Here is a 13,170-nt window from a genome sequence, read left to right on the forward strand (position 1 = left end):
TCAGGACTCCGTCCGGGTGGTGTGGAGACGGGCGAGGGAGAGGACGAAGACCGCGAGCACGAGCATCACGCCGATCCACAGGAGGGCGACGGGCGCGTCGGCCATGGGCCGCAGGAAATCCAGCGAGGCACCTCCGGGCGTGGGGCCGCCGTAGGTGTAGTAGTCGGGGCCTATGATCAGGTGCGTTTCCGTCGGGCCCGGCGGTGCCGGCGTGTAGCCGAGGAGGCCGTAGGCCACGTACTGGCTGTTGGGCGAGAGGATGGTGTCGGCCAGGGTGGGCATCATACTGGGATAGATGAGGTTCCCCCAGAACCAGTAGACGACGAACAGCACCTGGAACAGCATCGGCGGCATCAGTAGCGGACCGGCCAGGCCGAGCGCCCCCACGAAGAGCAGCGCGGGGACGGTGGTCGTCACGAAGACCACCACCGCCCAGCCCAATGCGGAAGGCTCGCCCTCGACGATCGCGTAGACCACGGCCCGGCCGAAATAGGCGAGCGTGAACGGTACGGCGGTGGCCGCGCATGTGCCGAGGTATTTGCCGATCAACCGGGTGGTGTGAGCGGTCGGGGTCGCGTCCAGAACCCCGACGACGCCGAGCCGCCGGTCACGGACGAGCCGGTCGGCGAGCAGGCACCCGTAGACGATGGGCAGCAGGGACATGAGCAGGTCGGCCGACACGATCATGGCTGTCATCGGGTCGTCCCTGTCGTTGCTCCGCTGCAGATCCACATACGCCGGGTTGAGGGTGATGACGATCACCGCGAAGGTCAGCCCGTAGACGATCCACAGGACGGGGCGGCGGATCTGCATGCGGAACTCGTAACGGAAGGTCGCGATCATGCGGCCTCACCTCCGAGGATCCGTTCGGCGTTGCCGAGCAGCGGCCAGGCCGCAGCGGCGAGCAGCGAAGCGGTCGCCAGCAGGGTCAGCCGGTTGGGCAGCCAGTCGCCGGGCACCGTCCCGTGCGTGGTGGCGAACAGGTGGAGCAGCCGGAGCATCTGGTTCTCCTGGAAGAGGTATGCGAGCATTTGTTCGAATAACCAGACGAACGAGATGATCGCGGCGGCGGCGGAGGCGCTGCGGAGCGTGGCCGCGACGAGCAGGCCCAGGGCCGTCAGCCAGAGCATGGGGGACAGCCAGGCGAGCTGCCCGGCCAGGCCGTGGGAGGCGGCGGGCAGCAGGTCCCACCAGCCGGTGACGATCAGCAGCGCCGAGGCGATCAGGGCGCAGAGGGCCGTCCACCCGACCATCACGGCCAGGCGGCGCAGCATGGTCGAGCGGTATCCCCTGGGCAGGGTGAGCTGTAGCTCCACCGCGTGGTCCCTGCCGATCAGCGAGGCGGCGGCGATGCCGGGCAGCAGCGGGATCCCTGTTTCCAGGATCGTCATCAGGAACAGCACGGTGTTCCCCTCCCGGGAGCCGAGCCGCGTGCCGAAGGCGACGAGAAGCACGATGAGCAGAACGAGGACCGGTGGGGCCAGCAGGGCCGCGGGACCGGCCCTTCTTATCTCGTGCGACCAGAGGTCGAGTGATCTCATGACTGGTGAGTTGCGCGGGCGCGCCGGATCGGTTCACCCGTGCCCGAGGCGATCACGGCGGCGAGTGTCAGGGCGATGGCGAGGGTGATCGTGGCGGGGCTGGTCGTCCAGAGGTGGCGCAGGCCGTCCGGGACGGGCACGTCGGTGGCGGTCAGCGCGTAGAGGGCCCACACCGACAGCCCGCCGCCCATCGCGGCGGCGGGGTTCCAGCACACCGACAGCAGCAGGCTGAGCCCCGCGAGCACCGCCATGGGCCCCAGCCACGCCATGATCAGTGATGCCAGCCCGGCGGGGGCGGCGTTCAGCGGTGCCAGCACCGCCGAGGCGAGCAGCGCCAGGAGCAGGTCGTAGCCGAACACCAGCGTCATCCGGGCCATCATGATGACGCGCGGTGACATCGGCGTGACGGCGACCAGTTCGAAGGCGTCGTCATGCTCGGGGCCGCACGATCCGGCGACACCGGCCATGGCGATCAGCGGGGCGGCGAGGGCGAGCATGAACTCCGCGAGATTTCCGGCTCTATTGTTCTCGGCCAGGATGAAAATCACGCTGAATACCATGATCAGTACGGAGGCCAGCAGGATCGCCGGATTCAGCAGCCGGGCCTCCATCGCCAGCAGGGCCCGCGCCCTGTGCAGCCCCCGTACGGCCGCTGCCAGGTGTGGTGACGAGGTCCTCCACGACAACAGTGACCGCGGTGAGGGCTCCGGCGCGGCCGGGACCTCCAGGCCGTCGAGAGCGGCCCTCATCAGGGCGGCGCGCACGATCTCGGGGCCGGGCGGAGGCGGGATACCGTCGCGGATCTCCCGCAGCTCGGGCCAGTCGTGGGGTTCTGGTGGCTCGGGTCGGCCATGGACTCCCGGAGTCTCGGGTTGGTCGTGGATCTTTGGTGGTTCGGGCCACTCGCGGGGTTCTGCTGGCTCAAGACGGTTGTTCATCGAGGCACCCCCTCAGGGTCGCTCGGGCGTGGTGCAGACGGCTTTTCACCGTGCCGACCGGGATTTCCAGCACTTCGGCGATCTCCCGGTGGCTCAGGTCGTCGAGGAAGGCGAGTACCACCACCTCGCGTTGGGTCAGCGGCAGCCGGGCCAGCGCCGCCCGCACCCGGTCGTCGCTCACGGCCAGCTCCTCGGGGCCCGGCAGCGGATCGGCCCCGTCGGACGGTTCGGCCGCCAGGGGAGGCGGGACGCCGCGGAGTCGGTTGTGCGCCTGCCTGCGCGCCACCCCGAACAGCCAGGTGCTGACGCTGGAGCGATTCTGGTAGGTGCCCGCCGAGCGCCACACGGCCAGCAGCGTGTCCTGGAGGATCTCCTCGGCCGTGCCTCGATCCCCGGCGAGCCGGTAGATGAAGGCGAACAGCGGCTTGGCGTACCGCTCGTACAGCTCGGTCAGCGCGCCCGCGTCGCCGTCGGCCACCCTGGCCAGCACGCGGGTGTCGTCCTCCCGGGTGCCGGCACGCCGGCGCGCGGCGCCGAACCAGCGCGGTGCCATCCTCTCGGTTCCCCCGTCCACGCCAGGTGGGTAGCGTCAGCCTCGGCCCGGGGTTCAATCGAACTTTGAGGATCGTTTTCCCAACGTAAATGGGGATATAGCGTGAATCTCGTCCGCCGCTTCCTACTGGTCAGTAATGGTGCCTAGGGTAGATGGGTAGATATACCGCGTAAGGCGACAAGTCGCACCCCAGGGGGTTGCAAATGACGGCGCGAATGGGCACCGCACGGCTCGGTCCTGCCGAGCGGTCCGCCGCACTGGCGCAGATGAGCGCCGAGGAACTCGATGTGGTGGTGATCGGAGGCGGAGTCGTCGGAGCGGGGGTCGCGCTGGACGCGGCGACCCGGGGGTTGTCGGTCGGGCTGCTGGAGGCGCGCGACTTCGCCTCGGGTACCTCGTCCAGATCCTCCAAGCTCATCCACGGGGGGTTGCGCTACCTGGAACAGCTCAACTTCGAGCTGGTCAGGGAGGCGCTCCAGGAGCGGGCCCTGCTGCTGCAGCGGATCGCCCCGCACCTGGTGAGGCCGGTGCCCTTCCTGTTCCCGCTCAAGCACATGGGCTGGGAGCGGCCCTATGTCGGCGCGGGCCTGGTGCTGTACGACACGATGGGCTTCTCCACCGGCCTCACCCGGGGTGTGCCCGGCCATCGGCACCTGTCGCGTACCAGGGCGTTGCGGCTCGCGCCCGCACTGCGGAAGTCGGCGTTCTCCGGCGCGGTGCAGTACTGGGACGCCCAGGTCGACGATGCCCGCTACGTGATGACCATGCTGCGGACCGCGTCCACGTACGGGGCCCATGTCGCCTCGCGGGCGCAGGTGGTGGGCTTCCTCCGCGAGGGGGAGCGGGTCACCGGCGTCCGGGTGCGTGATCTGGAGAGCGGCCGTGAGCTGGACGTGCGGGCCCGCCAGGTGGTCAACGCCACCGGTGTGTGGACCGACGACATCCAGGAGCTGGTCGGCGGGCGCGGGCAGATCCACGTGCGCGCCTCCAAGGGCATCCACCTGGTGGTGCCGCGCGACCGGATCCACTCGCTCACCGGGATCATCCTGCGCACCGAGAAGTCGGTGCTGTTCGTCATCCCCTGGGGCCGTCACTGGATCATCGGCACCACCGACACCGCGTGGGAGCTGGACCGGGCGCATCCGGCGGCGTCGCGGTCGGACATCGACTACATCCTCGACCACGTGAACGAGGTGCTCTCGGTGCCGCTCACCCACGAGGACGTCGAGGGCGTCTACGCGGGGCTGCGCCCGCTGCTGTCGGGGGAGTCCGAGGAGACCTCCAAGCTCTCCCGCGAGCACGTGGTGGCCCACCCGGTCCCGGGGCTGGTGATGGTGGCCGGAGGAAAATACACGACATATCGTGTTATGGCGAAGGATGCGGTGGACGCGGTGGCGCACGGTCTGGACCAGCGGGTCCCGCCCTCCTGCACCGACCGCGTCCCGCTGGCCGGGGCCGAGGGCTACCAGGCGCTGTGGAACTCCAGGCAGCGGCTGGCCCACTCCTCCGGGCTGCACGTGGCCAGGATCGAGCACCTGCTCCAGCGGTACGGCTCGATGATCGACGAGGTGCTGGAGCTGATCGAGCGGGACCCGTCGCTGGCCAAACCGCTGACCGGAGCGGACGACTACCTCCGGGCGGAGGTGGTCTACGCGGCCACCCACGAGGGGGCCAGGCACGTGAACGACGTGCTGACCCGGCGCACGCACATCTCGATCGAGACCTTCCACCGTGGCGTGGCCGTGGTCGAGGAGGCCGCCCAGCTGCTCGCCGGGCCGCTGGGCTGGGACGACGAGCAGGTCAAGCGCGAGGTGGGCTACTACACCAAGCGCGTCGAGTCGGAGCGCCTCTCCCAGGAGCAGGACACCGACCAGGAGGCCGACGCCATCCGCCTCGGTGCCCCGGAGATCGTCCCGGTGGCCGGACCGGACGTCCAGCCGGTCCACCCGATCTAAGCCGGTGTGACCGTCCGGAGCGCGTCTCAAGGCCGGACACCGGCCCTCGGGCCGCGCGGATCCGGGCCGGCACGGGTGCAGATCGGGCGAAGCCCTCAGTAGATCGTTCACACGCGCGTAGAGCGCGGTTGCCAGGGTGTCCGTCTCGGCTGTCACGAACTGGGCGCACACCCCTCGTCTTCTCTCCGCGGCTATGCCTTTGTGCCGCCACCTCTTGAAATCAATCACCTGGAGGGTCGCGGGCGGACCCGTGCCGACGCGTCGGCAGACCTTCGCGCGGGGGCTCGGCCTGCACGGCCGATCGACGCGGTTCCGGCGACGCTCACCGGGGCCGTCGCGGTCACCGCCGGACCACATCCGGTCGTGATCCATGTCACAGTCCAACCGGATGAGAACCCACGGCGGTCCCGCCGGCTACTCACCGAGTAGATCCCGAAACGACAAGGGATCATCACGGTCGTACGGGCCGGAGAGACTTTCACAAAGGAGCCACTGTGAACAAGAAAATGATCGCTGCGATCGTCGGGGCGAGCTTGACGGTCGGGGTTCTCGGACTGGGTGCCGGCAGCGCGTTCGCCAGCGACAAGGTCGGCGCGACCGGCAAGATCGCAGCTGAGGCGGCGGCGCCGAAGCCGCCGAAGGGGGCCAGGGCCGTCGTCCAGGTCAGCCCCAACCCCACCGCCAAGCGAGGCGAGGAGCTGACGATCACCGGCCACTGCGGCGGGGGTAAGGGGCTCAAGGCCGTGGTCAGCGGTGCGTATGGCGGCGTACCGTCGCTGGAGAACATCCGTATCATCGACGACAACCCGAAGAAGTTCGTGGCCAAGGCGACCCTTTCCCACAAGATCGGCAACGGTGTCGGTCCCGTCTTCGTCGACTGCGGCGGCGAGGTCGGTGTGACCCTCCTGGTCACCCACGTCTGATCCGATCCTTCCCGCACGGGTCGGTGAGCAGGAGACGAACCATGGACTCGTCGCGGCCTGGGTAGCCCCAGTACCCGGGCTTGTCAGCCGGCGCTCCGGCTTCTTCGGTGGTGATCCGTCGCGGCCCGCCCGCGAGGACGAACCTTCGCGGGCGGGCCCCGGTCGTGCACACCGTTGCGTCAGGTCGAGCCGGTCGATCAGACCGTGAAGGGCCGACTCGACCTGGAACGCCACAGTGGTCGTACTCCTGAGGGAGTGATCATCCGCATCCCGCGGTGTTCTCTCGCGCTGACCGCCGTTTCGTGGCACGACCACACCGGCGGCCAGGCCGCACCGCGCTCATGGACCGCCTACGATCACTGATTCCCCCTGGACTCGATCACTTAGCGGGTGAAGGCCTGGAACTCGGCGGCGCGCAGCTGGTCCCTGGCGGGGCTGGCGGTGCCGCAGTCGGTGGCGGAGTTGGGGTCGGCGTCCTGCTCGCCGGCGTAGAGCGGGTTGCCGGTGCACTGGGTGGAGACGGCCCGCAGGGTCAGGTGGGTCGCGGTGGTCATCGGGATCTTGAAGGACTTGATCAGCAGGTCGGCGCCCCGGGGGCGCGGCAGGCGGGTCTGGAAGGCGTCGGCGGGACTGGTGTAGACGACCGAGAAGGACGCGGGCGAGGCGCAGTCCTTCTTCGTGGCGTCGCAGGCCAGGACCTCGAAGGCGCGCAGGGCGCTGAAGCGGTTCTGGCCGCCGGGGTCGGCCGGGTCGTTGACGCTGGGCCGGAGCATGGCGCTGACCTGCACCCGGCGGACCTTCACCGGGGTGGTCCCGGCCAGGTCCACGGTGACGGATTTGCCGCCGACCGGCCCGGTGAGCGAGGCCCAGTTCGTCGCCTCGGTCTCGTCGATCAGCTTGCCGTGGTTGACGCCGTCACCCGCCGCGGTGGCGCCGAGCGCCGCCGAGGCGACGTTCTTCGCCAGCGGCAGCGGCAGCGGCAGCTTCACACCGGGCAGCACCGCGAACTTCACCCGGGTGTGCCCGAACCCGTTGCCCGCGACCACGAAGTCGTAGACCCCCGGGGTCATCTCGACGGTGTCGCCGAGCTCGGTCGCCGGGTCGGTGTCGGCCACCGGCACGACGCGGCCCTCGTAGTCGCCGACGTACAGCCGAAGCGCCGCGTCCTTGGCCTCAAGCAACGGCTTGAGCTGGAGCCTCCCGTTCTTCCCCGCGGGGTCGACGAAGCTCGGCGTCGGATCGGGGTCGTTCGGCCCGGTGCTCGCCGCACCCTGGCCGAGACCGTGCTCGGCGAACGCCCGCCACATGATCGCCTGGTTGGCGCCGCCGAACCGGATGGCGTCGGCAGCGAGCAGCGCGTCGCGGTGGTCGACGTAGCTGACCGCGCCGGAGGCCATCAGCAGCAGCGCGTCGAAGGAGACCTGCGCCCAGCGGCGGTTACCGGGACACTGGTCGAGCGGGGTCTGGCCGTCGGCGCACGCCTTCTGCTTGGCCGGGGTGCCCTCGCCGTACTTCTTCAGGAACGCCTTGCGCACGTCGTACTGGGTCGCCGACCAGATCTCGCCGTCGGCGTGCACCTGCTGGCCGACGAGGTCGTAGGCGATGTCGCTGTAGTTCAGCGGTGAGGTGGCCATGTCGTAGTTGCGGATGCCCGCCTTCTTGTCGCCGGTGACGTAGCCGCCGGTGACGGAAGGGGTGTCGCCCGCGGGGCGGAAGCCGTACTCGGCGAGGTACTCCATCGCGAACAGGTCGGAGGTGCTCTCGTTCATGGCCCCGGCCTGGGCGCCGCTCCACCCGGCGTTCGGGCCGGCGATCATCCGGCCGGAGATCGCGTGGGTGTACTCGTGCCCGATCACCGACATGTCGTAGTCGCCGTCCACGCAGGGGGCGTAGAACGAGCCCGCGATCGGCTGCCACAGGTACATGTTGGTGATGGGGGCGATCCCGTCGGGACCGGTGATCTGGTTGGCGTTGTCGCGCACGCTGAGTACCCGGGCACCCGCCTGCGCGTTGCCCTGCTCGGGGTCGCCGCCGAGACCGCCGCGCCCGCCGTTGTCGTTCTGCATGTTCCAGGCGGTCTCGGTGAACCCGAGCCGGTAGGACCAGTCGTGCATGCGGTTGTGCATGACGTGCAGGTTGGTCATGGCGGCTTCGAGGTCGGCCTCGCCGGGCTCGTCCAGCGCCGCCGGGTCACACTTGGCGGTGTACCACCTGTTGGTCCACGGATAGGCGTACTGGCGGCTCGGCGTGGCCACGTTGCTCCGGGTGCCCACCGAGAACGCGTCGCCGCTGGCGCGGTTCTCCACGGTCTTGGCGGCGTTGCCGACGCTGGTGTTCGTCGAGGCGTCCGTGGCGTGGGTCAGGTCCCAGGCCTTGCCGGTGGCCGGGTCGGCCCCGACCAGGTCGCAACCGGGGCCCGCGGCTGGGCACCAGGTCTTGCGGGTGTCGGTGGAGGAGTAGTCGCCCGGCGGGTTGGCGGGGAACGCCTTCCAGGTGGGGTCGTCGGGCGCGCCGTGGTGGTCCACCAGGTTCTCGCGGGTCAGGATCTCGCCGCTGACCGCGTCGACGTGGGTGGTGTACGCGGCCGGTTCACCGTCGCCGCCGCCGATCAGGACGACCTGGAACGCGTTGTGCGTCCCGTCGGGGGCGGGCACCGCCGTGGCGGTGGCCTTCTTGACGGTGGCCGTGGCCAGGTCGATCCCGCCGTCCCTGGCCGCGATCTCCAGCGCCTGCCGCTCGGTGAGCCTGGCGGCGGGCGGGGCCTCGGAGGAGCGGGAGAGCGTCGAGGTGACGTGCAGGACCTTGCCGTCCTTCACGCCGACCACGACCTGCCCGTCCACGCCCGCGGGCAGGTCGCCGAACCTCTGCCTGAGCAGTACGGCGTGCCCGCCACCTATCGGGTTGACGGCGATCTTCTCCAGCGCGTCCACCGCCTCGCCGGAGAGGCCGAAGAGGTTCTCGTTCGCTTTGAGATAGGCCCGCGCGGCCTGTTCGGGGTCGCTGCCGAGGCCCTCGGCCAGGGGAGCGGAGCCGGTGACGACGGCGGGGGTGCCGAGGGAGTTCCACCTGATCGTCGCGGTGCTCGCCGCCGATCTGGAGAGCGAGGCCGGGGGCGCGACGCTGCCGCGCCGGTTGTCCAGGTCGGGCTTGGCGCCCTGTTCGGCCTGGAAGTCGTGGGCCTTGGGGGGCTGGGCGCCGGGTTCGCTCTGCGCGATTCCCGGCAGGGGAAGGGCGAGCGCCGCCGTCGCGGCGGCGATGACGGTGATGCGTAACCAGGGTCTGGTCGACACCGATCCTCCTGCGGAGAGATGGCCGTCGTTGGCCATGCCACACGCGGATCACGTGTGTTGCGCAAGAGGTAACACTTATTCAAGTGTCATGACAAGATCTTGTAAAGGCTGATATGTCGGTGTAATAGGAGGTTCTGTAGAGCGCCCGAGTGCGGTGACGGGCGCGCCCCCGGCGGCGGGCCGGGGGCGCGGGACGGGGGCGCGGGACGGGGGTTCGGAAGGCTCAGGAGAAGGAGATCCAGGCCTGGTCGGCCAGGTCCTTCAGGTCGCTGACCTTGAGGCCGAGATCGGAGACCGTCCACAGGCTGTCGCCGATCACGACCGAGCGGCGGATGCCCGGGTCGTAGGGGGCGAGGCGGGTGTCGTTCACCGGCTTGGGCTTGGGGTGGACGATAGTGCCGGTCCTGGTGACGGCGGAATCACCGATGTCGAGGACCAGGGCGACCCCGTTGGTCTGCTCGGTGCCCGTCCAGGAGTTCAGTGGGAGGACCGCCGTCCCGGTCTTGGCCCAGTACAGGAAGGCGTGCGGGTCCCACTCCGCCTCGGAGCCCGAGTCCTTCTGGAACATCTGCGACAGGCGGCGCGGGTTGGCCGGATCGCTGACGTCGAACAGGGAGACCTGGGTGCCGAGCGTGCGGCCCTTCTCGCTGGCCTCCTGGCCCACGCCGATCAGCCGCCCGTCACCCGCCGGGTGCAGGTAGGCCGAGTAGCCGGTGATCTTCAGCTCGCCGGTCTTCCTCGGCGCCGCCGGGTCGCGCAGGTCGAGCGTGTAGAGCGGGTCCACCTGCTTGAACGTCACCACGTAGCCGACGGGACCGATGAAGCGGACCGAGTAGATCCGCTCGCCCAGCCCCAGATCGCCGACCCTGCCCCTCTCGGCCAGGGTGCCGGAGTCGAGCACGTAGACGGCGCTGGAGCTGTGCTGCCCGGCGGTCGAGGTGGTGGCGACCCGCAGGTGCCCCTCGTGCTCGGACAGGGAGTACTGGTTGAGCAGCCTGCCCGGCACCTTGCCCGAGGCGACGTAGCGGGGCGCTCCGGCCGCGGTGATGTCGAACCGGTGGACCTCGGTCTCCTCCGCAGGCTCCTCCGGTGTCGCCGCCGGCGTCGGCGAGACGGTGTCACTCGGCGGCGGGGTGTCACTCGGCGTGGGGGTCGGGGCCGGCTCCGGGAGCAGGGTCGGAGCGGGGTCGAGGCCCGAGGCGGCGGCGGCCGGGGTCGCGGCGACCGTGGGAGTGGTGGCCGGGGCCTCCTCGACGATCGGCGGCTCGATCGACCTGGGCCACCACCAGTGCGGGTTGCTGGTCACGTACAGGCTGGAGCCCGTCCCGTAGACGGTGTCGCCGTCGGCGGCCACGCTGATCGGGGTCGTCTCGGCGAGCGCCTGCGACAGGTCGAGGGTGTGCACGGTCAGCATCGACGTCCCGGTGTACTCCGCCGGGTGGCTGACCCGCTCGCAGTCGACGGCGCGGTCCGAGGTCACGCCGGTCGCGGACGTCAGCTCGTACTTCGGCAGCCACGCCTCGATCGGCGCCGCCGTGACGACCTCCGTGTTCCGCCGGGTGCGCTCGTTGTCCGACAGATCGGGCCCGAGGTCGGGGAAGTCGATCCGCGGCTGGCTGCGGACCACGATCCGCACCGTCGAGCCGACCATCCTGGCGTCCACGTGGGAGCCGTCCGGGGTGAGCGCGCCGATCACCTTCGGCTCCCCGGACAGGTCGACGAGGACGTAGCGCGGTCCCGGGCTCGGCGCGCGCTTGGCCACCGCGCCGTACGGGATGATCCCGCCGCCGGAGAAGAGCACCAGCGCCCTGTCCCCGCTGACCAGCAGGTCGGCCGGGGCCCACGCCTGCTCGGCGTCCACCAGCTTGAGCGTGCCGGTGACCTTCCTGGTCGCGGTGTCCACCACCCTCAGCACGCCGCGGTTGACGGTGATCACCCGGTCGCCGTCGGTCTTCACCAGGTCGGGCTCGTCGACCCCGGCCTCGTGCGTGTTCGTGGTGGAGTGCTCGGGCGGCGCCGCGCCGCCGACCTTGGCGGCGGCGTCCGACCGCGCCTCCGCGTACAGGATCGGCGGGCCGCCGAGGCCCCACGGGCCGACGTTCTTCGCCGTCGCCGCGCGCAGCCCGGCCAGCATGTCGTCGCAGCCGCTGTAGGAGACCAGCCTGATGTTCCCCAGCGTGACCGGTGCCGCGGGTCCGGCGCCGCTCCTCGTCTCCGTAGAACTGCACGCCGTGGCGAGCAGGGCCGCGGCGAGGGTGACCGCGCCGGCTGTACGAATCGATGTCCTCATGCCACTACGACGGATCCGAAAGGGGTGTGGTTCAACACTTCGCTACCGGTGAGTAGCCACGGCCCGCCTCCCGCGATTACCCTGCGAACATGGCCGTTCCCCCTGAAATGACACGGGCCCTCGACCCCCGCATGATCGAACGTGTCGTACCGTACGTGACCTCCGCCGGCAAGACGCAGGAGATCACGGCACCGTTCACCGGCGAGGTGCTCGCCGAGCTGCCTGTTTCCACAGCCGACGACGTCCGCGCCGCGCACGCCGCGGCGCGGGAGGCGCAGCGGGCGTGGGCGGCGCTGCCCGTGAGGGAGCGGGCCGAGCCCTTCCTCCGCCTGCACAACGCCATCCTCGACCGCCGCGAGGAGATCCTCGACGTGGTCCAGTGGGAGACCGGCAAGGCGCGCAGGCACGCCTTCGAGGAGGTGCTCGACGTAGCGGGCTGCACCCTCTACTACGCGCGGCGGGCCCCCGGCCTGCTGGAGACCAGATCGCGGGCCGGGATACTGCCCGTCGCCACCAGGACCGCCGAGGCGCACCGGCCCCGGGGAACGGTGGCCCTGATCTCGCCGTGGAACTACCCGCTCTCGCTCGGTGTCACCGACGCCGTACCCGCGCTGCTCGCGGGGAACGCGGTGGTCCACAAGCCCGACACCCGGACCGCGCTGTCCACGCTGTGGACCATCGATCTGCTGGTCTCCCTCGGGATGCCCCGCGAGATCTGGCAGGTCGTCCTCGGCGAACCCGACGAGGTGAGCGATCCGCTGCTCGACGGCGCCGACTACGTCGCGTTCACCGGCTCCACCCGGGCCGGCCGGAAGATCGCCGAGGAGGCCGCCAGGCGACTGATCGGCTGCTCGCTGGAGCTCGGCGGCAAGAACCCGATGCTGGTACTCGACGACGCCGACCTCGACATCGCGACCCAGGGCGCGCTGCGCGCCTGCTTCACCAACGCGGGGCAGCTCTGCCTGTCCATCGAGCGGCTCTACGTCCACGACTCGGTGTACGACGCCTTCGTGGAGAAGTTCGTCCGGCAGGTCAGGAACATGCGGCTCGGCGCGGGACTCGACTGGAACGTGCAGATGGGCTCACTCTCCTCGCAGCGGCAGCTGGAGGCGGTCGGCGCCCAGGTGGACGACGCCGTCGCGAAGGGCGCCAGGGTGCTGGCCGGCGGGAAGGCCCGTCCCGACCTCGGCCCGCTGTTCTACGAGCCCACCGTCCTGACCGACGTCGACGAGAGCATGGAGCTCTGCCGCGCCGAGACCTTCGGCCCGGTGGTCGCGGTCTACCGCTTCGGCGACGACGACGAGGCGGTCGAGAAGGCGAACGACACCTCCTACGGGCTCAACGCCTCCATCTGGACCCGCGACCTGTCCCGCGGGCGCGCGCTGGCCTCCCGGATCAAGGCGGGCACCGTCAACATCAACGAGGGGTACGCCTCGGCCTACGCCTCCTACGACGCGCCCATGGGCGGGATGAAGTCCTCGGGGCTCGGCCGCCGGCACGGTGCCGAAGGGCTGCTGAGGTACACCGAGGCGCAGACCGTCTCCAGCCAGGCGCCCTGGCTGGGTTTCGAGCCGATCCTCGGCATGGCGTACGAGAAGTACGCCGACACCCTCGCGGGCGCGCTCAGGGTCATGAAGGCGCTCCACCTGAAGTGAGGCATGGATCTTCGAGTGCGACGAC

General features: G+C 70.3%; 9 protein-coding genes. 3 read left to right on the forward strand and 6 right to left on the reverse strand.

The genetic code is table 11. From position 1 onward, the window contains the following. The 4 genes from AB0J58_RS02530 to AB0J58_RS02545 are packed head-to-tail and all read right to left on the reverse strand — an operon-like array spanning position 1 to position 3,053. Complete coding sequence (locus tag AB0J58_RS02530) at positions 1-843, reverse strand: hypothetical protein (protein ID WP_364209172.1); 843 nt, start codon at positions 841-843, stop codon at positions 1-3. Beyond that, a complete protein-coding gene (locus AB0J58_RS02535) occupies positions 840-1,541 on the reverse strand; it encodes a hypothetical protein (RefSeq protein ID WP_364209175.1) in 702 nt (233 codons plus the stop codon). Before AB0J58_RS02535 ends, AB0J58_RS02530 begins: the two co-directional genes overlap by 4 nt. Beyond that, positions 1,538-2,479 (reverse strand): hypothetical protein, encoded by a 942-nt coding sequence (locus tag AB0J58_RS02540; RefSeq protein WP_364209178.1) that lies wholly within the window; start codon positions 2,477-2,479, stop codon positions 1,538-1,540. Before AB0J58_RS02540 ends, AB0J58_RS02535 begins: the two co-directional genes overlap by 4 nt. Further along, positions 2,463-3,053: a sigma-70 family RNA polymerase sigma factor gene (locus tag AB0J58_RS02545; protein WP_364209181.1), complete on the reverse strand. Its 591-nt coding sequence runs from the start codon at positions 3,051-3,053 to the stop codon at positions 2,463-2,465. Before AB0J58_RS02545 ends, AB0J58_RS02540 begins: the two co-directional genes overlap by 17 nt. A 182-nt stretch (positions 3,054-3,235) precedes the next feature. On the opposite strand from AB0J58_RS02545, the gene AB0J58_RS02550 reads away from it, so the two are divergent. Together AB0J58_RS02550 and AB0J58_RS02555 are read left to right on the forward strand one after the other, a co-directional pair. Beyond that, positions 3,236-4,987, forward strand: coding sequence for a glycerol-3-phosphate dehydrogenase/oxidase (locus AB0J58_RS02550; RefSeq protein ID WP_364209184.1), 1,752 nt, complete (start codon positions 3,236-3,238; stop codon positions 4,985-4,987). Between the two features lie 494 nt (positions 4,988-5,481). Continuing rightward, entirely contained in the window at positions 5,482-5,910 is a 429-nt protein-coding gene (locus tag AB0J58_RS02555) for a hypothetical protein (protein ID WP_364209187.1), read from the forward strand. A gap of 383 nt (positions 5,911-6,293) precedes the next feature. Here the strand turns inward: AB0J58_RS02555 and AB0J58_RS02560 are convergent, their stop codons facing one another. Both AB0J58_RS02560 and AB0J58_RS02565 read right to left on the reverse strand, forming a co-directional pair. Next, complete coding sequence (locus tag AB0J58_RS02560) at positions 6,294-9,200, reverse strand: M36 family metallopeptidase (RefSeq protein ID WP_364209190.1); 2,907 nt, start codon at positions 9,198-9,200, stop codon at positions 6,294-6,296. 223 nt (positions 9,201-9,423) lie between these two features. Further along, positions 9,424-11,490 carry a beta-propeller domain-containing protein gene (locus tag AB0J58_RS02565; protein ID WP_364209193.1) on the reverse strand — a complete coding sequence of 689 codons (2,067 nt, stop codon included), beginning with the start codon at positions 11,488-11,490 and terminating at the stop codon, positions 9,424-9,426. 89 nt (positions 11,491-11,579) lie between these two features. On the opposite strand from AB0J58_RS02565, the gene AB0J58_RS02570 reads away from it, so the two are divergent. Further along, positions 11,580-13,145, forward strand: coding sequence for a succinic semialdehyde dehydrogenase (locus AB0J58_RS02570; protein WP_364209196.1), 1,566 nt, complete (start codon positions 11,580-11,582; stop codon positions 13,143-13,145). The last annotated feature ends 25 nt before the right edge of the window (positions 13,146-13,170 follow it).

The sequence above is a fragment of the Streptosporangium sp. NPDC049644 genome (assembly GCF_040675205.1).
GTDB lineage: Bacteria > Actinomycetota > Actinomycetes > Streptosporangiales > Streptosporangiaceae > Streptosporangium > Streptosporangium fukuiense.